The organism is Streptomyces africanus, assembly GCF_002150735.1.
Taxonomy (GTDB): Bacteria; Actinomycetota; Actinomycetes; order Streptomycetales; family Streptomycetaceae; genus Streptomyces; species Streptomyces africanus.
This window is the reverse complement of record NZ_MUKA01000098.1, coordinates 19,300-44,278: the sequence shown is the minus strand read 5'-3', so window position 1 is coordinate 44,278 and position 24,979 is coordinate 19,300. Positions and strand designations below refer to the sequence as shown.

Here is a 24,979-nt window from a genome sequence, read left to right as displayed (position 1 = left end):
GGTTGGGGAGGTGCGTCGGGTCGGGGAGCGACACGTGCGGCGCGCTCATGCGGGTGCGGTTCCTCCGTTGGTCACAGGGCGCGCCCGGGCGGGGGCGCGCCGACGCTGTCGCGTACGACGATGTGGGTGCCGAGCAGGTGGTGGGCCCCGGCGGCGTGCTCGGGGTCGCGCAGCGCGATGCGCACGGCGGCGCGGCCGAGTTCCTCCGCGGNNAGCCGACGACGGAGATGTCGCCGGGCACGCGCAGTCCGGTGTCGGCGATGGCGCGCAGGGCGCCGGCGGCGACCATGTCGTCCCCGGCGAAGACGGCGGTGAACTCCCGTGTGGATTTGAGGAGTTCGGTCATCGCGCGGTGGCCTGCGGCCCGGCCCAGGCCGCAGTCGACGACGTGTGCGGCCTCGGGCGGCAGCCCGTGCTCGGCGAGGGCGGCCCGGTAGCCGGCGACGCGGGCGTCGAGGGCGGTGTTGCCGGGCAGTCCGCCGAGGAAGACGATCCCACGGTGGCCGGCCGACAGGAGATGGGCGGTGATGGCGCGGGCCCCGGCCTCGTTGTCGAACTCGACGACGAGCGCCGGGATCTCCGGGTCGGGCGCGGGCCGGCCGCAGAGCACGAGCCGGGCTCCGGAGGAGTCGAGGGCGTGGGCGTAGTGGGCGACGCGCTCGCGGTAGGCGTCGTCCTCGACCACCCCGCCGACCAGGATCACCAGCCGGGCGCCCTCCTCCCGCATGAGCTGCACGAACTCCATCTCGCGCTGTGCGTCGCCGCCGGTGGCGCCGACCACGCAGAGCCAGCCGCGGTCGGCGGCCTCGGCCTCCACGCCCTCGGCGACCTGGGCGTAGAAGGGGCTGGTGACCTGGCGGACGACGACGGCGGCCATCTTGCGGCCGCCGCCGACGAGGGCGCGGGCGTGCGCGTTGGCCACGTAGTCGAGGTCGCGGGCCGCGCGCAGGACCCGGGCCCGGGTCGCCGGGGGCACCGGGTGGTTGCCGCTGAGCGCGCGGGAGGCGGTGGCCGTGGACACGCCCGCCCGCTCGGCGACCTCGCGGATCGTGACCCGTCCCCTGGACCCCATGTCGTTCCCCATCCCCCGCGTCTCCTCTTCCGCCCACCGCTGTTCAGGTGTTGGCCGCGTAGTCCTTGGCGTATTCCTCGGCCATTCTGTCGCCGCCCCGGCTCCGCCACTTCTTCACGGCCGCGTCCCACTCGGACATGGGCAGGCGCCCGGCGATGATCCCGGTGATGGTGTCGTCCAGGAACGTCTTGAGGGTGGCGCCCTGGGAGTTGTTCGTCGCGGACTGAAGCCCGAAGGAGGCGTCGCGGATGGCGTGCGGTACGACCTTGCGCTGCCAGGCGTGCAGGGCGCGCACGGCGTCGGGCATGCCGGGCACGAACAGCACCTGCGGGCCTTCGGCGAGGTACTTCAGCGGCAGGTTGGTGTTGTTCTCCACCTCGCCGAGCTTGGTGAACTCGGGCGAGCCGTCCTTGCCGCGGGTGAAGTGGACGCCCTCGACGCCGTAGTGGACGAGTTCCCACTCCTGGCTGCCGAAGGGCGCGGCGAGGTAGTCGAGGATGCGCAGCAGCAGTTCGATGCGCTCCTTCTTGGCCTGCTTCAGGACGGTGTAGCCGAAGGAGCGGCGGGCGGCGACGATGCCGCCGGGCTCGCCGCCGACGCTGTACGGCAGGGCCGCGGCGGGGCTCATCTTGCCCTGGGATTCCCGGTACTTGGGCAGGTAGGCGCCGAACCCGTCCTGCATGGAGCCGACGGTGCCGTTGTAGTAGAGGGTCGTCAGGTCGATCTGGGAGATGGACGTGGCGTCGGGGTGGTAGGAGCCGTTCTTGCGCAGTTGTGCCTGGAAGGCGACGGACGCCTTGTAGCGCTCGTCGGCGGCGGCCGGCAGGAAGGTGCCGTCCTTGGTGACGGCCCAGCGCTGGGGCGCGTTGTGGGCGGCGGAGTGGTAGCCGTTGCCGAACAGGGATCCGTTGGCGGCGCCGAGCATGTACGTCCTGCCGCGGGTGCCCCGCCGGGCCACGGCGGTGAAGTCCTCGGCGGTCCAGCCCTCCTTCATGCCCGCGTCGGCGAACAGGTCCTGGTTGATCCAGAGGGTCGAGCCGGGCAGCGGGCGTTCCAGCGGGATGCCGTAGATACGGCCGCCGACACGGCCCATGTCCCGCCAGGCGTGGGTGGGGATGCCCGCGAGGTTGGGGTAGTCGGCGATCGCGTCGCCGGACAGGTACGGCGTGAGGTCCTGGGCGCGGCGCTGCACGAACTGTGCCTCGCGGGGCAGGGTGAAGCCGGAGAACAGGTTGATGATGTCGGGCAGGGCGTCGGCGTCGCCGGCCATGACCGTCGCCATCTTCTTCTGGTAGTCGGCCTGGGAGATGATCGTGTACTCGATCTTCACGCCGAGGGCCTTCTCGACGGCCGCCCAGAAGCGGTTCTGCGAGGCGGGCTTGGGCGGGGTGCCGAAGGACACGGTCATGACGCGGACGGTGGAGCCGTCGCCCGGGGTGCGGGTGACGGACTTGACCAGGTCGGACGGGTAGGAGGTGTAGCCGGCCTGGACGCCTTCCTCGGTAGGGGCGAGGTCCGGCTTGGGCCCGGTTGCCGGGCGGTAGGCCGGCCAGGGGGCCAGCTTCTTGCCGGCGTTGGAGACGTCGCTGTCGCCGGAGTCCGAGGAGCAGGCGGTCAGCAGACCGGGGACGGAGACGGCGGCACCGCCCACTGCCATGGAGCGCAGGAGGGTGCGTCGGGACATGCGGGGCATGGGTGAACCACCTCGTGTCAGCTCTTGATGGCGCCGGTGAGCACGCCTTTGGTGAAGTACTTCTGCAGGAAGGGGTAGACGAGCAGGATCGGCACGGTGGCGATCACGAGCACGGCCATCTGCACGGTCTGCGGAGCGGTGACGGTGGCCTCGCCGGTGGTCGCGTCGGTCAGTCCGGCACCGGCCACCACGTAGGTGCGCAGCACCTGCTGGAGCGGCCAGTGGTCGCTCTCCAGATACAGCGAGGCGTAGAACCAGGAGTTCCAGTAGGCGACGGCGTAGAACAGGCCGACGACGGCGAGCGCGGCCTTGGACAGCGGAAGCACCACCGACACCAGCACCCGCCAGTCCCCCGCCCCGTCCAGCCGGGCCGCCTCGTACAGCTCCTCGGGGACCGACTGGAAGAAGCCGCGCAGGACGACCAGGTTGAACACGTTGACCAGGACGGGCAGGACGAGGGAGGCGTACGAGTCGAGCAGGCCGAGTTCCTTGACGAGCAGGAAGCTCGGGATCATGCCGGGCGGGAAGAGGAACGTGAACAGCACCAGCAGCAGGACGGGTTTGCCGCCGAAGACGCCCGGGCGGGACAGCGCGTAGGCCAGGGCCACCGTGCAGGCGAGGCTCAGCAGGGTGCCCGCGATCGTGACACCGGCGCTGACGCCGAGGGCGTGGGTGACGATGCCGCCGTCGAAGATGTCGCGGTAGGCGTCGAGCGTGGGCTCGGTGGGCCACAGCACCCAGCCGCCATTGTCGACGACCTCCCGGGTGGACGCCAGCGAGGTCGACACGATCACCAGGAACGGCACGCACACCAGCAGCACGACCGCGGCGAGGGCGAGGGCCTTCGCGGTCTGGGTGAGCGGCCGGGGTTTCTCCATCCAGCCGGGCCGGGCGGACGCGCTCACTTGTAGACCCCCTGTTCGCCGAGGCGGTGGGCGACCTTGTTGGCCGCGTAGACGAGGAGGGCGCCGACGACACCCTTGAACAGGCCCGCGGCCGCGGCGAATCCGTAGTCGCCGCCGACGATGCCCTGGTAGTAGACGAAGGTGTCGATGACCTCGGCGGTCTCCGGTCCGACCGCGTCGCGTTGCAGCAGCATCTGCTCGAAGCCGACGGAGAGGATGTCGCCGAGCCGCATGATGAGCAGCAGCACGACCACCGGGCGGATGGCGGGCAGGGTGACGTGCCAGAAGCGCCGCCAGGGCCCGGCGCCGTCGATGGCGGCGGCCTCGTACTGCTGCTCGTCGACCTGGGCGAGCGCGGCGAGGAAGATGATCGTGCCCCAGCCGGCGTCCTTCCAGATGACCTGGGCGACGACGAGCGGCCTGAAGGCGTCCGGGTCGCCGATGATGTCGACGGTGTGCAGACCGGCCCCGCTCAGGCCGCTGTTGAGCAGGCCGGTGTCCCCCAGCACCTGCTGGAACAGCGCGACGACGATCACCCACGAGATGAAGTGCGGCAGATACGCCACCGACTGCACGAACCGGCGCACCGAGCTCCAGGTGAGGGTGTGCAGCAGCAGGGCGAGGCCGAGCGGCACCGGGAAGTAGAAGACCAGCTGGAGGACGGCGATCCAGAGGGTGTTGAGGACGGAGTCCCAGAACGCCGCGTCCTCGAACATGCGCTGGAAGTTGCCGGGACCCACCCAGGGGCTGCCCCACAGGCCGTCGAACGGCACGTACTCCTTGAACGCGATGACGTTGCCGACGAGTGCGCCGTAGTGGAACAGCAGGAAGTAGGCGACGCCGGGCAGCATCAGCAGAAACAGCGTCCGGCTCTGAAAACCTTTACGCTGACGCGTCACCCCATCAGGATGGCGTCGCCTTGGGCCCACCCCCTTCGTACCTGCTTGTTCCCGTAAGGCAGTTGCCACGGCTCCCCCTCACCTCGGCGTGTCCGGTGAAGGGAAGTTAAAACGTTTTCACTGCGCGGTCAACACTTCTGACAACGACGGGACTTCAGACCGAGAGCAGCCCCCGGCCGAACCGGTCGGAGGACGAGCGCACGCCGGGCAGGACGAAGAAGTAGCCGCCGCCGGTCGGGGAGATGTAGTCGACGAGGGGTTCGTCGATCAGCCGGGTCTGCGTGGCATCGAACTGGCGCCGCACGTCCTGCTGGTAGCAGCAGAAGACCAGGCCCATGTCGAGGTTTCCGACGCTGTCGGCGCCCCGGTCGTAGTTGTGACCCCGGTGCAGGATGCGGGAGTTGCCGGTTTCGCCCCGCGCCGCGGGTTCGCGAGGCGGATATGGGCGTCGAGCGCGATGGCCGTGCCGTGCGGGTCCTTGGCGTAGTCCGGGCTGTCGGTCTCCTTGGCGCCGTCCAGCGGGGCACCGGTGTCCTTGCGCCGGCCGAACATCTGCTCCTGCTCGGTCAGCGAGACCCGGTCCCAGAACTCCACGAGCATCCGGATGATCCGGACGACCTGGTAGCTGCCCACGGTCGCCCAGCCGGGTTCGCCCTGCCCGTCGCCGACCCACACGAGGTGGTCCATCTCGCGGGCCGACGCGACGTCCCGGTCGGCTATGCCGTCCTTGAAGCCCAGCAGGTTGCGCTGGGCGCCGCTGGGCCGGGGCGCGTTCCGGAAGCCGTCGACGCGCCAGCGGATCTGCATCGCGCCCCGGGTGTGCTTGGCGATGTCGCGCAGCGCGTGCAGCACGGTGTCCTGCCGGGCCGCGCAGATCTGGAGGGACAGGTCGCCGTGGCACTCGGCGGGGTCGAGGTCGTCGTCGGGGAAGGTGCGCATGGGCGTGAGCCGGCGTGGCTTCGCCTCGGCGAGTCCGTAGCGGTCGTCGAAGAGGGAGGCGCCGACGCCGACGGTCACGGTGAGCGCGTCGGCCGGGACGACCGGGCCGAGGATGCCGTTGTCCGAGGGCGGGGCGCCGACACCCAGGTCAGATCACGAATGCCTCATGCCACGGCAAACGTACGGAGGCCTGGAAGGTGCCCCTCTAGGACCACACGCCGAACCACTGCTCGGCGCCGAACTCCTCGAACCGCTCCACCTCGGTGAAGCCCAGCTTCGCCGCCAGCCGCATCGAGCGGTTGTTGGCGGTCTGGGTGCAGAGCACCACCGGCTCACCGGGCAACGCGTCGGCGAACCAGTCGAGTGCGGCCGCGCACGCCTCGGCGGCGTACCCGCGGCCCCACGCCTGCGGCAGGAACATGTAGCCGAGTTCGGCTTCTCCGCCTTCCGGACGGACGCGACCCGGGCGTTCCGCGTCACGCCGGTCGAGCGTGACCGTGCCGATCATCGCTCCGTCGAGGTCGATCACGAACAGGCCGGGACGCCTCCCGGGCACCTGGGGCACCGCGCGTTCGAGTTCGGCGCGTGCTCGAGGGCCACCGAGGTAGGTGCCCACCTCCGGCGAGGCGAACAGTTCGATGAACGCGGCACGGTCCCGGGCCTCGGACTCGCGGAGCACGAGCCGTTCGGTCTTCATCGGGGCAGGGGGCCAGGCGACGGGTCCTAATCCGGTCATGGCGGGCAACCTACCGTGCCTCGTCGTCCAGGTGCGCGCATGCCCTCCGCGTACTCCCGGTCGTCGGCGCCGGGCAGTGCCTCGGGCCATACCGCTACGCGGGCTGCCGGTCGTTCACAGTGGCGGCGCCACGCGCGATCGCCGGCTGCACGGCCACCAGGCCTACTCCTCCAGCGGCACCGTGGATCAGCACCGACTCGTCCTTGCCTTGCCCAGGCCGATCGCTTCGAGCGGCCCCTCACTTGCCGAAGCCTGCCGTGAGCCCGCTGATGAGCTGGCGGCGGCCGAGAACGTAAAGGACGAGGATCGGCAGCGTGGAGAGGACCACCGCTGCCAGGATCGCCGGGATGTTGATCGTGAACTCGCCCTGGAAGCTCCACACGAACAGCGGCAGGACCCGCTTGTCCGGGCTCTGGGTGAGGATCAGCGGGAAGAGGAAGCCGTTCCAGACGTTCAGGGCGTCGTAGATCGTGACCGTGATCAGGGCGGGGCGCGACAGCGGCGCGGCCAGGCTCCAGAGCATCCGCCAGTGCCCGGCGCCGTCCGCGCGCATGGACTCGTACAGCTCGTCCGGGACGTCCCGCAGGAAGTTGACCAAGATGATCACCGTGAGCGGGATCGCGAACGCCGCCGAGGGGAGCACGATCGCGAGCAGGGTGTCGTACATCTGCGCCTTGGCGATCAGGTAGTACACCGGGATGATCGTGGCCTGCAGTGGGATGGCGAGTCCCAGCAGGAAGACGCTGAACGCCCAGCGCAGCGCCCGGCTCGTGCCGCGGACGATGGCATACGCGGCCAGGAACGACACCACGAGGGTCAGCAGCGTCGCGCCGACGGTGACCAGGGCGCTGTTGAGGAGGTAGTGGGTGAAGCCGCTGTCGAGGACCAGGCGGTAGTTCTCCAGGGTGGGGCTGGTCGGCAGGGCGAGCGGGTTGGCGTCGAAGAAGCCCTCGCGGGTGCGCAGGCTGGTGACGACGACCCAGTAGACCGGGACGAGGACGACCACCAGCCAGAGCGCACCGCCCAGAGCGCCGAGGGGGTTGGTGCGGCGCAGACGGGCCAGGCGGCCGGGTGTCCCCGCGGTCGTCGGTGTCCGGCGGGCCTGGGAGTCGGTGGACGGGGCGTGGGAGAGCGCGGACATCACATTCCTGCCTGCTGGCTGCGCATCCGGTTGAAGCCGGAGAACCGGAGAAGGGCGAGGGAGAGCAGAAGTCCTGCCAGGACGAGCACCACGGAGATGGCGCTGGCGAGGCCCATCTCGTTGCTCTGGAAGCCGGTGATGTACATGTCGAGGGGCAGGATGCGGGTGGCGTAGCCGGGGCCGCCGCCGGTGAGCACGAAGACCAGGTCGAAGTAGGTGAGCGAGCCGACGACCATCAGCGTCGACGACGTGACGATGGTGTAGCGCAGCTGGGGCAGCGTGATGTGCCAGAACTGCTTGAGCCGGCCCGCGCCGTCGATCGACGCGGCCTCGTACAGGGACGCCGGGATCTGTCGTGCTCCGGCTTGGTAGAGCAGCGTGTGGAAGGGCACGAACTGCCAGGCGATGACGAACACGACGGCGTAGAAGGCGAGTTGGGGGTCGCCCAGCCAGTCCTGTCCGAGGATCGGCAGGTCGAGGGCCGCGCCGAGGCCGAAGTTGGGGTCGAGCAGGTTCTTGAAGATGACGGCGATCGCCGCCGTGGAGATCAGCAGCGGGACGAAGTAGAAGACGCCGAGCAGGGCACGGTAGCGCTGCTTTCCGGAGACGAAGACACCCAGCAGCAGACTGATCGGAGTCTGCACGACCCAGGAGAACACCATCATCTTGGCGGTGAGCCAGAGGGCGTGCCGGGTGACGTCACTGGTCAGAGCCGTACGCCAGTTGTCGGTTCCCGCCCACGCCGGGCTTCCGAGTCCGTCCCAGCGGGTGAAGCTGAGGTAGACGACGATCGCCATCGGTACGAGCGCGAAGAGGGCGAAGAGCAGCAGGGCGGGCAGGGCCATGAGGAAGGGCGGTCCGCCGGCCCGGGATGCGTGGGGTGGCGCCTTGGAGGCGCCGGCGCTGCTCACTTCGCCGCCGCCTTGTCCATCTGCGCGCAGAACTGCTCGGGGCTGATCTGGCCGAGGAAGAGCTGGTCGAGGTGGGTGAGCAGGTCGTTGCCGAGTTCCGGGGCGAGGGCCTGGTCCCAGGAGAGCTGGAAGCTCCTGGCGTCGCGGGCGAGGTGGTAGACGTACGTCGTCCAGTCGGCGTTGTCCGCGGCCTTGAGCTTGGCGTCCAGGTCCTTCACCGGCGGCACGTCGCCGTTCTTGAGGAGGTTGTCGACGTAGGTGTCGTTGTAGACGCCGTCCTTGAGGTACGACACCGCCGTCTTCTTCTCCTTGGCGCTCGCCTGCGCGGACAGCGAGAAGAAGTTGGCCGTGTTGCCGACGATGTTCGTCGCGTCGCCCTTGCCGCCGGCGACGGCCGGGAAGCCGGTCCAGCCCAGGTGGCCCTCGGAGGCGAACTTCGGCGAGCCGGTGGTGATGGTGCCGTACCCCCAGCTGCCCTGGAGGATCATCGCGGCCTTGCCGGTGTACAGCTGGGCCTCGGCCTGGCCGGTGTCGGCGGAGACGGAGGTGAAGCCCTTGGCGAAGCCGCCCGCGTCCACCAGCTGCTTGATCATCCGGGCCGCCTTGAGGACGGCCGGGTCGGACCACGCGCCCTGCTTGCCGGCGGCGATGTCCGCGAAGGTCTCGGGTCCGCCGACGCGGTCGACGAGGTACTCCAGCCACATCAGGTCCGGCCACTTGGACGCGCCGCCCATGGAGAGGGGGGCGATGCCCTCGGCCTTCAGCTTCTTCACCAGGGCGAGCAGGTCGTCCCAGGTCTTCGGCGCCTGGGCACCGACCTTCTCGAGCAGTTCCTTGTTGTAGTAGAGCACCACGGGCTGCACGCCGTTGACGGGTATGCCGTAGACCTTCCCGTCGAAGGTCGCGGACTTGAGCACCGAGGGGAAGATGCGGTTCTTCCACTCGGGGTCGGCGTCGAGATCCGGGGTGAGGTCGGTGACCTTGCCCGCGTCCACGTAGCTCTTCAGCCCGCCGCCGCCCCAGTTCTCGAAGAGCACGGGACCGTTGCCGGCGCCGACCGCGGTACGCAGCTTCTGCTTGTAGGGGTCGTTCTGGAAGTACTGGTAGTTGATCTCGCTGTCCGGGTGTTCCTTGTTCCACTCGGTGGCCGAGGCCCGGAAGGTCGCCTCCGACCCCTGGGTCAGCGCCCAGGCCAGCGTTCCGTCTCCGCTGCCGCCGCCGGGGGTGCGTCCGCCGCTGCCACACGCGGAGAGGGTGAGGGTGAGAGCTGCTGCCGAGGCGGTGATCAGGACACGGGAGGGCATTCTCGGGGTCATCGTGAGCTCCTTCGGCTCTTCAGAGGTTCGATCGCGCCGGACGGCTCGTCGGGCTCGTCGGGCTCTTCGAATGCGGTGAGCGCGGCTCGAAACTTTTCGAAACCTCTGCGTTTTCTGGCCGACAAATTAGGTGCGGGGTCGTCGCCGGTCAAGAGGTCGAGACCCAGAAGTTTTTACGTTCGCCCAGTACTGGAACCCAGCGAAACGTTGCGCTACCTTCCCCATAAACCAGCGAAAGGATCAGCATGGCGAAGAGAGCCGTCGAGCGGACCACCCTGACCGGCATCGCCGAGGCGGCCGGGGTCTCCGTGGCCACCGTCTCCAAGGTGGTCAACGGCCGCAGCGACGTCTCGCCCGAGACCCGGGCACGCGTCGAGCGGCTGCTGGTCGAGCACGACTACGTGGCCCGTGGTCCGGGCGGAGCACAGTCACCGGTGCGCACGATCGACCTGACCTTCGACCAGCTGGTCAACCCCAACAACCTGGTGATCACGCAGGGTGTGACTCAGGCCGCGGCCGAGGCCGGCGTCGATGTCGTCATCGGTACGGCGCCCGACGACCCGCTGGGCGCCACCTGGGCCCGGAAGATCACGAACGCCGGGCGGGAGGGCGTCATCCTGGTGACGTCCGAGCTGACCGCCCGGCAGCGGGCGCAGTTCGCCCAGCACGACATCCCGCTCGTGCTCATCGACCCGATGAACGTGCCGGACGAGAGCGTGCCGAGCATCGGCGCGACGAACTTCAGCGGCGGCATGGCGGCGACCGAGCACCTCCTGCAGCTCGGCCACCGGCGGATCGCGATGATCGAGGGCCGGCACGACGCCGTCTGCAACACCGCCCGCCTGCACGGCTACCAGGCCGCGCTCACCAGCGCCGGCCTCACCCCCGATCCCCGGCTCATCAAGCGGGGGGCCTTCCGGTTCGAACCCGCCTACCAGGCAGCCCTGGAACTCTTCGCCCTGGACGAACCGCCCACCGCCGTGTTCGCCGGCAACGATCTGGAGGCGTTCGGCGTCATCGAGGCCGCCCGCGTCCACGGGCTGCGGGTGCCGGACGACGTCAGCGTCGTCGGCTTCGACGACACCGCCGCGGCCCGCACCTCCGCCCCTGCCCTCACCACCGTCCGGCAGCCGTTCATCGAGATCGGCCGTGCCGCGCTGCGCACGCTGCTCCGCCTCGTCGCCGGCGAGCCCCTGGACAGCCACCGGGTGGAGCTGGCCACCCAGTTGGTGGTGCGGGCCTCGACCGCCCCACCGTCCGCCCACTCCTGAATCCGCCGCGCCTTACACCACCCGAGGAACGCACCATGACGACACCTTGGGCCGATCCGGCCTGCCCTCGTGACGACAGGGTCGAGGCCCTGCTCGCGGAGATGACCCTGGAGGAGAAGCTCGCACAGCTCGGGAGCGCCTGGCCCGGCGTCGAGCGCGTCAGCGGCAACGTCGCCCCGATGCAGGACGTCTTCGCCCGCCACACCGACTTCACCGAGGCCAGGAAGGACGGACTCGGCCACCTCACCCGCCCGTTCGGCACCAAGCCGGTCGAGCCGAGCGAGGGAGCTCGGCAACTCGCCTCCCTGCAACGGGAGTTGATGGACAGCACCCGGCTCGGCCTCCCGGCCATCGCCCACGAGGAATGCCTGACGGGTTTCACCACCCACCACGCCAGCGTCTTCCCCACCGCACTTGCCTGGGCGGCGGCCTTCAACGCCGAACTCGTCGAACGCATGGCCCACGCCATCGGCACGAGCATGCGCCAAGTCGGCGTCCACCAGGGCCTCTCCCCCGTTCTCGACGTCGTACGCGACTACCGCTGGGGCCGCGTCGAGGAAACCCTGGGCGAGGACCCCTACCTCGTCGCCACCACCGGTACCGCCTATGTGCGCGGCCTGGAGAGCGCCGGGATCATCGCCACCCTCAAGCACTTCGCCGGCTACTCCGCCTCGAAGGCCGCCCGCAACCACGCGCCCGTCTCCATGGGCCCGCGGGAGTTCGCCGATGTGATCCTGCCGCCGTTCGAGACGGCGATACGGGAAGGCGGCGCCCGCTCGGTCATGAACTCGTACGCCGACGTGGACGGCATGCCGGCCGGTGCCGACGCCTCCCTGCTCACCCACCTGCTGCGCGAGGAGTGGGGATTCGAGGGCACGGTCGTCTCCGACTACTGGTCCATCGCCTTCCTGCGCACCATGCACCGCATCGCCGCCACCGAGGGCGAGGCCGGCGCCCGCGCCCTCGCCGCGGGCATCGACGTCGAACTCCCCGACACCCTCTGCTACGGCGAACCCCTCGCCGAACTCGTCCGCGAGGGAAGCGTCTCCGAGGACCTCGTCGACCGGGCCGTACGACGCGTGCTGCGCCAGAAGATCGAACTGGGTCTGCTGGACGCCGACTTCGATCCGGACCCGACCGGCGAGGGCCCCATCGACCTGGACCCGCCCGCGCACCGGGCCATAGCCCGCGAACTGGCCGAGCAGAGCATCGTGCTCCTGGACAACCGCGAGGGGCACCTCCCCCTGGCCCCGGACACCGGATCCATCGCCCTCATCGGGCCGTGCGCCGACGACGCCAATGCCTTCTTCGGCTGCTACTCCTTCCCCAACCACGTCCTCCCCCACCATCCCGGCCACGACAACGGCATCGAGGCGCGCACCCTGCTGGACGCCCTGGCCACGGAGCTTCCCGGCACCCGTATCGCGCACGAACAGGGCTGTCCCGTCAAGGACATCGACCGCGACGGGTTCGGCGCGGCGGTGGAGGCGGCCCGGCAGGCGGACGTCTGCATCGCCGTGGTCGGCGACCGCGCCGCCCTCTTCGGCCTCGGCACCTCCGGCGAAGGCTGCGACGCGGAGGATCTCTCCCTCCCGGGCGTCCAGGACGACCTCGTCGAGGCCCTGCTGGCCACCGGCACCCCGGTCGTCCTTCTCGTGGTCTCCGGCCGTCCGTACGCGCTGGGGGCCTACGCCGACCGGGCGGCCGCCGTCGTCCAGGCCTTCTTCCCCGGCGAGGAGGGCGGCCCCGCCCTCGCCGGAGTGCTCTCCGGGCGGATCAATCCGTCGGGCAAGCTGCCGGTGCAGATCCCCCGGACGGCGGGCGGCCAGCCCGGCACCTACCTGCACGCCCCGCTCGGCGGCAACACCCAGGGCGTGAGCAACCTCGACCCCACTCCGGCCTACCCCTTCGGTCACGGACTGTCCTACACGACGTTCGCGTACGACGGGTTCGAACTGAGCGCCGCGGAGATTCCCACCGACGGCGAGGTCGAGATCAGCTGCCTGGTCCGCAACACCGGCGACCTCCCCGGCTCCGAAGTCGTCCAGCTCTACACCTCCGACCCGGTCGCCCAACTCCCCCGCCCGGTGACCCAGTTGACCGGTTTCACTCGTGTCCCCCTCGCCCCCGGCGAACAGCGCAGGGTTGCCTTCCGCCTGCACGCCGACCGCCTCGCCTACACCGGGCCCGACCTGCACCGCATCGTCGAACCCGGGGAGATCACCGTCATGCTCGGTACGTCCAGCACCGACATCAGGCTCACCGGCAGCCTCCACCTCACCGGACCGACGCGCCGCGTCGGGCACACGAGGGTTCTGCACACGCCGGCGCGTATCGGCTGAGACGTCGGTGTCCGCCTCCGGCCGCCTGTGACGTGAGCTCTGCGCCGCAGGCGGCCGGAGTCGCAAACCGATTTTGAACGGAGCGCTCCGCTCCGATAGCTTCGATGTAATACACATCGTTCCGCTACTCGGAGGACACATGAAGGCGACGCCCAGGCCGACGGCCCTGGTGACCGGCGGCGGCCGGGGAATCGGCGCGGCGACTTCGCGGGAGCTCGCGGCTCGCGGATACCGCGTGACCGTGAACTACTTCTCGGACCGCCAGTCGGCCGACCAGGTGGTCAAGGACATCGAGGCCGACGGCGGCGAGGCCTTCGCCCTGCAGGGCGATGTGCGCGACCCCGCGCAGGCCGTCGAACTGCTGCGACGCACCGCGGTCGAGGGACGCCTCGACGTCCTGGTCTGCAACGCCGCCCCCCACTTCACCCCGACACCGGTCCAGACTCTCGCCTGGGACGACTTCCACGCGAAGCTGACCGGCGAACTGGCCTCCGTCTACACCCTGACCCAGCAGGCGCTGGCGATCATGGGCGCCCAGGGACAGGGCCGGATCGTGTACGTCTCCAGCGCCGTGGCCGACGGTCCGTCCGTCCCGGGCATGGCTCACCACGGCACCGCCAAGGCCGCCCTGAACACCTTCGCCCGCTTCGTCGCCCACGAGGCCGGTCCGCTCGGCATCAACGTCAACGTCGTGGCACCGGGCTTCGTCCGCACCGAGGGCAGCGCCGGGGTACCGCAGGAGCTCCAGCGGCGCTTGGCGGAGAACACCCCGCTGGGGCGGGTCGCGGAACCGGAGGACGTGGCCCGGGCGATCGCGATGCTCGTCGGCGGCGAGGCCGGCTTTGTCACCGGCCAGATCCTCACCGTCGACGGTGGACTGGGCGTGGCACGCAGGTAGGGAAGAATGCTTCGCCATGGGTGACACGCACCCGGCGCCCGTCGAGCCGGAATCGGCATGGGCAGTCTCTACCGCCGCTGTCAGCAAGGAGTCGCCGGCTCAGCGGATGCGTGGAGCCTGCCGGCGGCGGGGACGTACGCGATCGCCCTCCGGCTCCTGACGCACGAGATGCCCCGCCCCCCTTGACGCGTCAATGACAACAATGGCTTGATGCATGGGAGCGCTCCCACCTCATCCAGGGAAGGGAATCCCATGCGCAGAGCCCGCCGCTCGTCCCCACGCTTACGGATCGTCCCGGTCCTCGGTCTCCTGGCCGCCCTGCTCCTCCCCCTCGGCATCACCTTCGCGCCCCGGGCCACAGCCGCACCGGCGGCGGCCGACCCCGTCCGCATCATGCCGCTCGGCGACTCGATCACCGGCTCGCCGGGCTGCTGGCGGGCGGTGCTGTGGAACCGGCTGCAGAACAGCGGGTACACGGACATCGACTTCGTCGGCACCCTCCCGCCGCAGGGCTGCGGACAGGCGCACGACGGCGACAACGAGGGTCACGGCGGTGAGCTGGTGACCAACGTGGCCGACCAGAACCTGCTGCCGGGCAGGCTCGCGGCCACCCGTCCGGACATCGTTGTCATGCACTTCGGCACGAACGACGTCTGGAGCAGCATCGCCCCCGACCGCATCCTCGCCGCCTACACCAAGCTCGTGGCGCAGATGAGGGCCTCGAATCCGGACATGCGGATCCTCGTCGCACAGCTCATCCCCATGAACCCGGCCAGTTGCGCGGCCTGTGCGCAGCGCGTCGTCGACTTCAACGCGCGGATCCCCGACTGGGCCCGGGCGACGAGCACCGAGCGCTCCCCGATCACCGTGGTCGACCAGTGGACGGGTTTCAGCACGGCCACGGACACCTACGACGGGGTGCACCCCAACGCCTCGGGTGACGACAAGATCGCCGCCCGCTGGTTTCCGGCCCTGAAGGCCGTCCTCGACGCGGGCGTCCCGCAGGACCCCGGCGACCCGGGTGACCCGGGCGAGCCCGCGGCCTGCACCGCGCGGTTCCGGGCCGTCTCCACGTGGCAGGGCGGCTACCAGGGTGAGGTGACGGTGACGAACACCTCCGCCTCCGCCGCCTCGGGCTGGACCGCGACGGTCGTACCGGCGGGCGGCGCGCGCATCGGCCAGCTCTGGAACGGCACCCTCGCCACGGCCGCGGACGGTACGGCCACGGTCACGAACGCGGCGTGGAACGGGGCGCTGGCGCCCGGCGCGAGCGCCACGTTCGGCTTTGTCGCCACCGCCCCGGCAACGGCCGGCGCCCCGGCGGCGACCGTCACGTGCATGGCGAAGACCCCGCCCGCCTGACACCCGGCGCGGGCCCGACTCTCCGTCAACTCCCCCTCTGGAGCCGCTATGAGATCCCGTACCGCATCCGTCCCCCGCGTGGTCGGCGTGGCCGCCGCCCTCCTGGGACTCCTGCTCTCCTTACTCTCCTTCAGCACACCGGCACAGGCCGCCCCCACCGGCTTCCGCATCGAGAACGGCCGACTGCTGGAGGCCTCCGGGAACGACTTCGTGATGCGGGGCGTCAACCACGCCCACACCTGGTACCCGGGCGAGACGCAGTCGCTGGCCGACATCAAGGCGCTGGGCGCCAACACCGTCCGCGTCGTCCTCTCCGACGGCCACCGCTGGACCAAGAACAGCGCGCAGGACGTGGCCGGCGTCATCGCCCAGTGCAAGGCCAACCGGCTCATCTGCGTGCTGGAGGTGCACGACACCACCGGCTACGGAGAGGAAGCCGCGGCCGGGACCCTCGACCACGCGGCCGACTACTGGATCGGCCTGAAAGAGGTGCTCACCGGTCAAGAGGACTACGTCATCATCAACATCGGCAACGAGCCCTGGGGCAACACCGATCCCGCAGGGTGGACCGATCCCACCATCGCCGCCGTCAAGAAGCTGCGCAACGCCGGATTCGCGCACACGATCATGGTGGACGCGCCCAACTGGGGCCAGGACTGGCAAGGCGTCATGCGCGCCAACGCCAAGTCCGTCTACAACGCCGACCCCACCGGCAACCTGATCTTCTCGATCCACATGTACAGCGTCTACGACACCGCCCAGGAGATCACCGACTATCTGAACGCCTTCGTCAACGCCAAACTGCCCATTCTCATCGGCGAGTTCGGAGGCCCGGCCGACCAGTACGGCGACCCGGACGAGGACACCATGATGGCCGTCGCCCAACAGCTGCGGCTCGGCTACCTGGCCTGGTCCTGGAGCGGCAACACCGACCCGATCCTCGACCTGGCGATCGAGTTCGACCGCACCCGGCTCAGCTCCTGGGGTCAGCGCGTCTTCAACGGCGCCAACGGCATCGCCGCCACCTCGAAGGAGGCCGCCGTCTACTCCTCGGGCGGCGGCGACACCACTCCCCCGACCGCTCCCGGCACACCGACCGCCTCGGAGGTGACCTCGTCATCCGTGAAGCTGGCCTGGGCCGCCGCCACCGACGCGACCGGAGTCACGGGCTACGACGTCGTCCGGATCAGCGGGGGCAGCGAGACGGTCGCCACCAGCACGGCCACCACGACCGCCACCCTCACCGGCCTGTCCCCCGCCACCGCCTACACCTTCGCGGTCTACGCCCGTGACGCCGCCGGCAACCGTTCGCCGCGCTCGGCCACGGTGACGTTCACGACCTCCTCCGGCGGCTCGTCGTCGTCCTGCGGCGTCGGGTACCGGGTGACGAGCAGCTGGCCGGGCGGCTTCCAGGGCGAGATCACCCTGCGCAACACCGGCACGTCGGCGATCAACGGCTGGACGCTGCGCTGGGCCTTCCCGGACAGCCAGCGCATCACCAACCTGTGGGGCGGCACGGCGACGCAGAGCGGCTCCGAGGTCAGCGTGGCGGCCGCCCCGTACACCGCGACGATCCCCGCGTCGGGCTCGGTCACCCTGGGCTTCACGGCCTCCCGGGCGACGGCGAACCCCAGCCCGACGGCGTTCACGCTGAACGGCGCGGTCTGCTCGGTGAGCTGACCGGGCGGCATCACCCCCCTGGGTGTGATCCGCGCAACATCCACACCAGAAAGCGGTTTACGCCAGGCCGGAGTGGTGAGGCGGCGGGGATGTCGCACCGGCACCCCACCGCCACCATCCCGGCAAGACGTGTACCCGCTCGTCCGTGTTCCCCGCACCGTGCCCGGGAGGTGCGATGAGCGAGGACACCCTGCGCATGCGGGCCGTGCCGGGCAGGAGCGGCGAGACCGGCGCGGGCACCGCACGCGAGGCCGCCGCACCGCCGCGGCAGGCCGGGCAGCGCGACGCGTTCTTCGACAACGCCAAGTACCTGGCGATCGTGCTGGTGGCGATCGGGCACGCCTGGGAGCCGTTGCGGGACGGCAGCCGGACGGTCAGCGCGCTCTACATGGCCGTCTACGCCTTCCACATGCCGGCGTTCATCGTCATCTCCGGCTACTTCTCCCGCTCCTTCGACGCGAGCCCGGGGCGGATCAGGCGTCTGGTCACCGGGCTCGCCGTGCCGTACGTCGTCTTCGAGACGGCGTACACGCTGTTCACGCGCTGGACGGACCAGGAGCCGGACCGGCCCGTCAGCCTGCTGGATCCGCTGTATCTGACGTGGTTCCTGGCGGCGCTGTTCGTCTGGCGGCTGACCACGCCGGTGTGGCGGCGCGTGCGGTGGCCGCTGCCGGTCGCCCTCGTCATCGCGATGCTGGCGACGCTCTCGCCCGTCGGCAACGACCTCGACCTGCAGCGCACCCTGCAGTTCCTGCCTTACTTCGTCCTCGGTCTGCTGCTGAAGCCGGAGCACTTCCGGCTGGTGCGCCGCCGCTCGGCGCGGGTGCTGGCCGTGCCGGTCTTCGCCGCCGCCTTCGTCGTGGCCTACTGGGCGGTCCCGCGGATGAGCGGCGCCTGGTTCTACCACCGCGACAGCGCCGGGGAACTCGGCGCGCCCGCCTGGTACGGGCCCGTGATGACGCTGGTGACCTTCGGCTGTTCGCTGGTCCTGGTGGCCTGTTTCCTCGCGTGGGTGCCCGGGCGCCGGGCGTGGTTCACGGTGCTGGGCGGGGGGACGCTGTACGGCTACCTGCTGCACGGCTTCGTCGCCCAGGGGTCCAAGTTCTGGGGCTGGTACGAGCCGGCGTGGGTCCACCGGCCCGTGGGCGTGGTCGTCGTGACGGTCTTCGCCGCGGTGCTCGTGACTGCGCTGTGCACCCCACCGGTGCGGCGGTTGTTCCGCTGGGTGATGGAGCCCGACATGGCGTGGGCGTTCCGCCGGGACGCACATCAGCAGGCGCGGGACCGGAATGCCGTCCGCGAGGGGAGCGCCGCACGCGGGTGACGCCCGGCGCCCGCCGACCGCCCGGCGCCCCGCCTACCCGTCCTGCGTGAGCCGGATCAGCAGCGCGCCGGGCGTGCGCGGCACGGACACCGTCAGCCCGTCCCCGTCCCAGACGGCCCGGCCCGCCTCCGCCGAGGACGGGTGCAGGACGTCCGCGCGGACGGTCCGGCCCGCCAGGTGCCCGACGGGGACGCGGAGTTCGGCCGGTCCGCCGCGCCGCCACACCGACAGGTACGCCGTGCGGTCCCCGGGGACCTTCAGTCCCAGAGCGAGCCACTCGTCCGTCCAGCCGGGCAGGCCGAGCGGCCAGAACGGCAGGGCCCGCGCGAGGTCCCCGCGGATCGACTTGTAGACAGTGACGGCATCCCGTACGAGGGCCAGCTGGTGGTCCGACATGCGGTCGAGGTGGCCCGAGAGGTGGATCCGGCCGAGCAGGGCCCCGCCGAGGGTCGTGGTGATCAGGTCGTCGTCGAAGCCGGGCTGCGGATAGGCCCAGACGGCGCCCTGTTCGGGCGGGACCGCGGTCGGTGCGGCGGCGGCGATGGGCGGGTAGCGCAGGGGGTCCTGCTGGTCGCTGGTGGACTGGAGCTGGGCGACGGCCAGGGTGGCGCCGTCCATGCGCATGCCGCCCGAGGCGCAGTTCTCCACGACGAGTCCGGGGTGGCGGTCCAGCACGCCGGACAGCCAGTCCAGATAGGCGTGGGCGTGTCCCAGCAGCCCGGCTCCCGGTGCGAGGTCGCCGGGTGCCTGGGTGCCGGGGTCGACCACGATGTTGTAGTCCAGCTTGAGGTAGCCCACGCCCCAGTCGCCGACGATGCGGTCCACGGTCTTGTCGAGGTGGGCGCGGGCGGCCGGGTGCCGCAGGTCGAGCTGGTGGCGGCCCTGTTCGGCCAGGCGCACGCCGTCGCGCTGGAAGAACGCCTCGTCGGGCAGTTCGGCCGCGACGGGGCTGCGTACCCCGACGACCTCCGGCTCCAGCCACAGCCCGGGCACCATCCCGCGCTCCCGGATCCGGTCCAGGACGGCCTGGATGCCGCCGTCGGGGAAGCGGCGCGGCGAGGGCTGCCAGGCGCCGACGCTGTCCCACCAGCCCTGGGTGGCGTCGTCGTACCAGCCCGAGTCGATGCAGAAGTACTCGGCGCCGGCGTCCGCGGCGGCGTCGATCAGCGGCAGCAGCTTGGCCGTGGTCGGGTCGCCCATCAGGGTGTTCATGTAGTCGTTGAAGACGACGGGGAGGGCGGTGTGGTCCGGGTGCGGGCGGCGGATCGCCCGGCGGTAGGAGGTCAGGGCGCCGATCGCCGCGTCGAGGCCGGAGCCGAGGGCCAGGGCCCCGTACACGGTGGTGAACTCCTCGCCCGGGGCGAGCCGGACCCGCCACTGGTGTTCGGCGTCGGTGGGGCCGTTCAGCGCCAGGTGGCTGCCGTGCGCGTGTTCGCCCACGTCCCAGCGCCAGCCGGCCGGGGACTCGACCTGCCAGGCCCAGGCCCGGCCGCCGCCGCGCTCCGTCAGCGCGCCCATGGCCAGATGCCCGTCGGTGGGCCAGCTGCCGCGCCCGGTGAGGGCGAGGGCGGCCCGGCTGTCGTGCTGGTGGACGTCGACGTGGATGTCGGCGACGGCGGCGCGCAGCGGCTCGGTGTACCAGCGGCACTCGGCGAGCCAGTCGTTGCGGGCCCGGTGGACGTCGAGGGCGTCCGGGGCGGGCAGGCCGCCGAGCAGGAGGCTGCTGACGGACTGGACGACCAGCGGCTCGCGGCCCTCGTTGCGCAGCCGGACGCGGGAGCGGAGGACGGACACGCCGGTGGGTGAGGTGAGGTCGACGAACGCCGTCAACCCGGTGTCCGGGTCGTGGAGTTCGACGGTCAGCGACTCCCAGCCGTCGCGTCTGTCCGTGCGGTGGGTCCGGTAGGCGAGCCGGGCGCCGAAGGCCGTGCCGGTGAAGCGGGGGCCGGACCAGCCGCTGCCGTGGCCGAGGGCGGTGAGCTCCACGAGCGGCAGCGCGGAGTGCGGGGCGGCGGGGCGGTCGTCGTCGGGGTGGGCCAGCCGGACCAGCCGCAGCGTCCCGTCGGCGGCGACGGCGAAGTCGGCCCGGAGGGTCTGATGCCCCCAAGTGAACTCGTCCCGCCGCTGGTTGGAGGCCATGTGCGCCGCATCCGCCGTGCCGGTCAAGGTGCTCCCCCTCCTGACCCCGTCCCGTCCTCGGGGAGCGGAGGTCCGTGTGAATCCCTCGTTACGGTCTCTTGACGACCCAAGTGTGACCGGTCACAATCCTCGCATGAATGTGACCGGTCACACAAGGCGCCCGGCGAGCATCAGGGACGTCGCGACCGCCGCGGGGGTCTCGTACCAGACGGTCTCGCGGGTGATCAACGGCCATCCCAGCGTCCGGCCGTCCACCCGGGAGCGGGTGCTCGCCGCCATCGAGGAACTGGGCTTCCGCCGCAACGCGACCGCCCTCGCCCTGGCCAGCGGGCGCAGCCGGGCCGTGACCGTGCTCACCGCGAACACCACCCACTACGGCTACGCCTCGATCCTCCAGGGCATCGAGGAGGCCGCCCGCGCGGCGTCGTACGCGGTCGGGATCGGAGTGCTGGAGTCCGCCGAGGACGCGGCCGTCGCGGCCGAGGTGCAGCGCGCGGCGGACGCGGGCGGCGGGATCGTCGTGATCGCCTACGATCCGGCCGGTGTCCGGGCGCTGGCGGCCGTGCCCGCCGGGCTGCCGGTGGTGGGCGTGGTCGAGACCCCGGCGACTCCGCCCGGCGGCGACCGCCCGTGGGTGTGGGCCGACGACCGGGAGGCCGCCTACCAGGCGACCCGCCATCTGCTCTCGCTCGGCCACGAGACCGTGCACTACGTGGCGATCCCGTCCAGCACCCGCCGCACCAGCGCCCGCACCGGCGGCTGGCGGCAGGCGCTGAAGGAGGCCGGCGCCCCGGAACCCCGCCCCGTGCAGAGCAGTTGGGGACCGGCGGGCGGGCACGCGGCCGGGCTGAAGCTGGCGAGGGACCCGTCCGTCACCGCCATCCTGTGCGGCAACGACGACCTCGCCCTCGGCGTGCTGCGCGCCCTGCACGAGACCGGCCGCCCGGTGCCGGGGGAGGTCAGCGTGGCCGGTTTTGACGACGCCCCGCACTCCGCCTTCCTCACTCCGTCGCTGACGACCGTACGCCTGGACTTCACCGGCCTCGGGCGGTCCGCCTTCGCCCTGCTGCACGGCGTGCTGGAGGAGTCGGCGCCGGTCGCCCCGCATCCCGTGTCCGTGCCGGAACTGGTGGTGCGGGAGAGCTCGGGGCCACCGCCCGCCGGCACCTGAACCGCGACGCCCGAACCGCCCGGACGACCCCAGAAGTTGTGAGTCCCGCTTTCTGAACCGAACCGCCTGCTCCGAAAGGCACGAGATGAAGAGAAGAGCTCTCCCCGCCCTGGCGCTGATATGCGCCGTCGGCCTGGCCGCCACCGCGTGCAGCGACCCCACCGCCGGGGACTCCGGTTCGGACGGTTCGGATGCCAAGCAGGCGGCGGTGAATCCGACCGCCCGGCTGGACGGCGTCAAGCTGACCATGTGGACCGCGCAGAACACGGTGACCGCGCCCAAGCAGGTCATCGACGCCTTCGAGAAGGCCACCGGCGCCAAGGTCGACACCCAGGCGATCCCGGACCTCTACGAGCAGAACGTGCCGACGAAGCTGGCCTCCGGCGACCGCCCCGACCTGATGTTCTGGCAGCCGTCCATCTCCACGCTGCCGTTCGTCCAGCCGAAGCAGAACCTCCTGACCCTCGACAAGGAGCCGTGGGTCTCCAAGCTCGGCGACACCGAGAAGTCCCTCGGCGTCATCGACGGCAAGCGGTACGCGGCGATCGTCACCAGCCCCGCCATGCTCGGCGTCTACTACAACAAGGACGTCTTCAAGCAGGCCGGGCTGAGCGAGAAGGACTTCCCGAAGTCCTACGACGACCTGCTCGCCCTCGGCCACAAGGTCGTCGACAAGACCGACGCGGCCGCCTTCTACGAGGCCGGCGGCGACAAGTGGCCGCTGCAGTGGCAGATGCAGGTCCAGCTCACCGACCTCGACCGGCAGTGGTGGGCCGATCTGAACGCGGGCAGGAAGAAGTGGACCGACCCGGTCGTCGTCGGCGCGATCAAGAAGTACAAGGAGAAGCTGCTCGACGCCGGGCTGGCCCAGAAGAACTACCGGACGGGCACCTTCACCGGGCAGGCCGACGCGCTGTGGAAGGGCGACGCCGGCATGGTCCTCAACGTCACGTCCTTCCAGAGCCAGTTGCAGGCCAAGTACTCCACCGCCGAACTCGACAAGAAGATCGGCTGGTTCCCGGTCGCCAACTCCTCGGCCACCGGCCTGTACTCCCCCGACCAGACCAACGGTGTCGTCGCCTTCAAGACCGGTGACGACAAGCGGCAGAACGCGGCCCGGCAGTTCCTCGCCTTCTGGCTCGGACCGGACTACCCGGACTACATCAGGACGATGAAGATCCCGTCCGTGCAGCCGTCCGTTCCCACCCCCGACGGACTGCCCGAGACGTCCAAGGACCAGCTGGCGGCCCTGCCCAAGGCCATCGGCGTCTTCCAGGCCAAGGCGATCGTCGCCCCCGACACCCACCTCTACCTGGCCGACATGATCTTCGGCAAGAAGAGCCCGCAGCAGGTCGCGCAGGCGATCCAGGACCAGTTCGCGCAGGTGGCCAAGGCCCAGGGCGCTCCCGGGTTCTGACCATGGCGGACACGGTCGTACGTACGCGCAAGCAGCCGGCTGCACACGGCGCACCCAAGGGCGTGGGACGGCTGCCACGCGCAGCCGTGCACCACCCCTGGTGGTTCGCGCTCCCCGCGATCGTCGTCTTCGCGGGCTTCTTCCTGGTGCCCAACCTGCTGAACTTCTACTACCCGTTCACCAACTGGTCCTCGTACCACGCGGACATCGCCTTCACGGGCCTGGACAACTTCCGGACCATCGCCGAGGACGGCTCGCTGCTGCGGGCGATCCGCACGACCCTGGTGTACGCGCTGCTGGCGGCGCTGTTCCAGAACGGCTTCGGGCTCGTGCTGGCGCTGCTGCTGGAGGACGACAGCCGCTTCAACCGTTTCTTCCGTGCCGTCTTCTTCCTGCCGGTGCTGATCTCGGCCCTCGCGACCGGTTATGTCTTCCAGGCGCTGCTCGACCAGGACGGGGCCGTCAACTCCGTTCTGGGCACGGACGTCCCGTGGCTGGGCTCGACGACCTGGACGCTGGTGATCGTCACGCTCATCCACGGCTGGAAGTGGATGGGCCTGTCGATGCTGATCTATCTGGCCGGGCTCAAGGGCATTCTCGGCGAGATGCTGGAGGCCGCGAAGTGCGACGGCGCGGGGCCCTGGCGGACCTTCTGGTCCGTGCGCTGGCCGATGCTCGCGCCGGCCGTCACCTTCAACGTCACCACCGCGCTGATCGGTTCGATGAACACCTTCGACATCGTGCAGGCCACCACGGGCGGCGGCCCCGCGGCCTCCACGGAGGTCTTCAACATCTACATGTTCCGGATCTTCGGGCAGGGCCTGTACGCGCAGGCCTCCGCGATGAGCCTCGTGTTGTTCCTGGTGGTGGTCGCCGTGGCGATCCCGCTGGTCGTGGGGCTCCGGCGAAGGGAGCAGATGCTGTGACCGCGGTGTGGCGGTACGGCCGCCCGGCCCTCGTCGTCCTGCTCGCCGCACTGGCCGTGGGCGTGCCGCTGTGGCTGGTCGCCGTCACCTCGGCCAAGCCGCAGGCCGAGGCGATCAAACCGAACCTGGACCTGCCCCGGCACTGGCAGCCCGCGAGCAACTATGCGGACGCCGTCGGCCAGGGCGAGATGCTGCGCGGTTTCCTCAACTCGCTGCTGGTCGTGGTGCCTTCGGTGGTACTGGTGCTGATCCTGGGCGCGGGCGCGGCCTGGGTCTTCGCCCGCCGGAAGTCGAAGCTGGTCTCGGCGGCGTACGCGCTGTGCATCAGCGGACTGCTGCTGCCGCCCGCCGTCATCACGATCGTGATGGAGCTGCGGCAACTGGGGCTGTCCAACACCCGCCCCGGCATGATCGCCGTCTACACCGGGATGTACCTGTCCACGTCGGTCTTCTTCATGACGGGCTTCATCCGCGCCATCCCCGTGGAGTTGGAGGAGGCGGCCCGGATGGACGGGGCGAGTCCGTCCCGCATCTTCTGGCGGATCGTTTTGCCGCTGCTCCGGCCGGTGATCGCCACCGCGACGATCATGGTGATGCTCTACGCCTGGAGCGACATCTTCTACGCGTTCTTCGTCCTCGGCGGCGGAGAGCGGGCGACCCTGCCGCTCAACCTCTACCAGGTCGCCAGCGCCCAGCTCTACCTCAACAACTGGCATCTCGTCTTCGCGTACGTCGTGGTGATGAGCCTGCCCATGGTCGCCGTGTTCCTCGTCGGCCAGCGAAAGATCGTGTCCGGAATCACCAGTGGAGCCGTGAAGTGACTGGAGGTCCAGCAGC

General features: G+C 70.6%; 18 protein-coding genes and 2 pseudogenes. 10 read left to right on the top strand and 10 right to left on the bottom strand.

Annotated features, from left to right (window positions below; all coding sequences use genetic code 11):
* Positions 1-71: 71 nt before the first annotated feature.
* The 9 genes and pseudogenes from CCL05_RS15150 to CCL05_RS15110 all read right to left on the bottom strand — a co-directional run bounded on the left by CCL05_RS15150 (position 72) and on the right by CCL05_RS15110 (position 9,612).
* Positions 72-1,072: pseudogene (locus CCL05_RS15150) on the bottom strand (LacI family DNA-binding transcriptional regulator).
* A 43-nt stretch (positions 1,073-1,115) separates the two neighbouring features.
* Positions 1,116-2,765, bottom strand: a complete 1,650-nt coding sequence (locus CCL05_RS15145) for an extracellular solute-binding protein (protein ID WP_086561029.1) — start codon at positions 2,763-2,765, stop codon at positions 1,116-1,118.
* A 17-nt stretch (positions 2,766-2,782) separates the two neighbouring features.
* Positions 2,783-3,670 carry a carbohydrate ABC transporter permease gene (locus CCL05_RS15140; RefSeq protein ID WP_086561028.1) on the bottom strand — a complete coding sequence of 296 codons (888 nt, stop codon included), beginning with the start codon at positions 3,668-3,670 and terminating at the stop codon, positions 2,783-2,785.
* Positions 3,667-4,521 carry an ABC transporter permease gene (locus CCL05_RS15135; protein WP_086561027.1) on the bottom strand — a complete coding sequence of 285 codons (855 nt, stop codon included), beginning with the start codon at positions 4,519-4,521 and terminating at the stop codon, positions 3,667-3,669. The genes CCL05_RS15140 and CCL05_RS15135 overlap by 4 nt, the downstream gene beginning before the upstream one ends.
* Positions 4,522-4,723: 202 nt before the next feature.
* A pseudogene (locus CCL05_RS15130) lies at positions 4,724-5,658 on the bottom strand (Dyp-type peroxidase); the annotation flags it as partial.
* A 55-nt stretch (positions 5,659-5,713) separates the two neighbouring features.
* Positions 5,714-6,244, bottom strand: a complete 531-nt coding sequence (locus CCL05_RS15125; protein WP_086561026.1) for a GNAT family N-acetyltransferase — start codon at positions 6,242-6,244, stop codon at positions 5,714-5,716.
* Positions 6,245-6,482: 238 nt separating this feature from the next.
* On the bottom strand, positions 6,483-7,385 hold the full coding sequence (locus tag CCL05_RS15120; RefSeq protein WP_086561025.1) for a carbohydrate ABC transporter permease: 903 nt from the start codon (positions 7,383-7,385) through the stop codon (positions 6,483-6,485).
* The gene (locus tag CCL05_RS15115; protein ID WP_086561024.1) at positions 7,385-8,230 is read right to left on the bottom strand and encodes a carbohydrate ABC transporter permease; all 846 of its coding nucleotides are present in this window, start codon (positions 8,228-8,230) and stop codon (positions 7,385-7,387) included. The genes CCL05_RS15120 and CCL05_RS15115 overlap by 1 nt, the downstream gene beginning before the upstream one ends.
* A gap of 62 nt (positions 8,231-8,292) precedes the next feature.
* On the bottom strand, positions 8,293-9,612 hold the full coding sequence (locus tag CCL05_RS15110) for an extracellular solute-binding protein (protein ID WP_086561023.1): 1,320 nt from the start codon (positions 9,610-9,612) through the stop codon (positions 8,293-8,295).
* A gap of 245 nt (positions 9,613-9,857) precedes the next feature.
* Here CCL05_RS15110 and CCL05_RS15105 point away from each other — a divergent pair, with 245 nt between their 5' ends.
* The 6 genes from CCL05_RS15105 (at position 9,858) to CCL05_RS15080 (ending at position 18,489) form a co-directional block, all read left to right on the top strand.
* Positions 9,858-10,883 carry a LacI family DNA-binding transcriptional regulator gene (locus tag CCL05_RS15105; protein WP_086561022.1) on the top strand — a complete coding sequence of 342 codons (1,026 nt, stop codon included), beginning with the start codon at positions 9,858-9,860 and terminating at the stop codon, positions 10,881-10,883.
* A gap of 35 nt (positions 10,884-10,918) precedes the next feature.
* Positions 10,919-13,225: a beta-xylosidase/alpha-l-arabinosidase gene (locus tag CCL05_RS15100; RefSeq protein WP_086561021.1), complete on the top strand. Its 2,307-nt coding sequence runs from the start codon at positions 10,919-10,921 to the stop codon at positions 13,223-13,225.
* A gap of 139 nt (positions 13,226-13,364) precedes the next feature.
* The gene (locus CCL05_RS15095; RefSeq protein ID WP_086561020.1) at positions 13,365-14,123 is read left to right on the top strand and encodes an SDR family oxidoreductase; all 759 of its coding nucleotides are present in this window, start codon (positions 13,365-13,367) and stop codon (positions 14,121-14,123) included.
* A gap of 252 nt (positions 14,124-14,375) precedes the next feature.
* A complete protein-coding gene (locus tag CCL05_RS15090; protein ID WP_086561019.1) occupies positions 14,376-15,485 on the top strand; it encodes a GDSL-type esterase/lipase family protein in 1,110 nt (369 codons plus the stop codon).
* A 48-nt stretch (positions 15,486-15,533) separates the two neighbouring features.
* Entirely contained in the window at positions 15,534-17,165 is a 1,632-nt protein-coding gene (locus tag CCL05_RS15085; protein WP_086561018.1) for a cellulase family glycosylhydrolase, read from the top strand.
* Between the two features lie 175 nt (positions 17,166-17,340).
* Positions 17,341-18,489: an acyltransferase family protein gene (locus CCL05_RS15080; RefSeq protein WP_107400464.1), complete on the top strand. Its 1,149-nt coding sequence runs from the start codon at positions 17,341-17,343 to the stop codon at positions 18,487-18,489.
* A 33-nt stretch (positions 18,490-18,522) separates the two neighbouring features.
* On the opposite strand, the gene CCL05_RS15075 is transcribed toward CCL05_RS15080, so the two are convergent.
* A complete protein-coding gene (locus tag CCL05_RS15075) occupies positions 18,523-20,628 on the bottom strand; it encodes an alpha-galactosidase (protein ID WP_086561032.1) in 2,106 nt (701 codons plus the stop codon).
* A gap of 133 nt (positions 20,629-20,761) precedes the next feature.
* On the opposite strand from CCL05_RS15075, the gene CCL05_RS15070 reads away from it, so the two are divergent.
* The 4 genes from CCL05_RS15070 (at position 20,762) to CCL05_RS15055 (ending at position 24,963) form a co-directional block, all read left to right on the top strand.
* On the top strand, positions 20,762-21,799 hold the full coding sequence (locus tag CCL05_RS15070; RefSeq protein WP_086561017.1) for a LacI family DNA-binding transcriptional regulator: 1,038 nt from the start codon (positions 20,762-20,764) through the stop codon (positions 21,797-21,799).
* 85 nt (positions 21,800-21,884) lie between these two features.
* Positions 21,885-23,216: an ABC transporter substrate-binding protein gene (locus CCL05_RS15065; protein WP_086561016.1), complete on the top strand. Its 1,332-nt coding sequence runs from the start codon at positions 21,885-21,887 to the stop codon at positions 23,214-23,216.
* Positions 23,217-23,218: 2 nt separating this feature from the next.
* Positions 23,219-24,142: a carbohydrate ABC transporter permease gene (locus CCL05_RS15060; RefSeq protein ID WP_086561015.1), complete on the top strand. Its 924-nt coding sequence runs from the start codon at positions 23,219-23,221 to the stop codon at positions 24,140-24,142.
* Positions 24,139-24,963, top strand: a complete 825-nt coding sequence (locus tag CCL05_RS15055; RefSeq protein ID WP_086561014.1) for a carbohydrate ABC transporter permease — start codon at positions 24,139-24,141, stop codon at positions 24,961-24,963. The genes CCL05_RS15060 and CCL05_RS15055 overlap by 4 nt, the downstream gene beginning before the upstream one ends.
* The last annotated feature ends 16 nt before the right edge of the window (positions 24,964-24,979 follow it).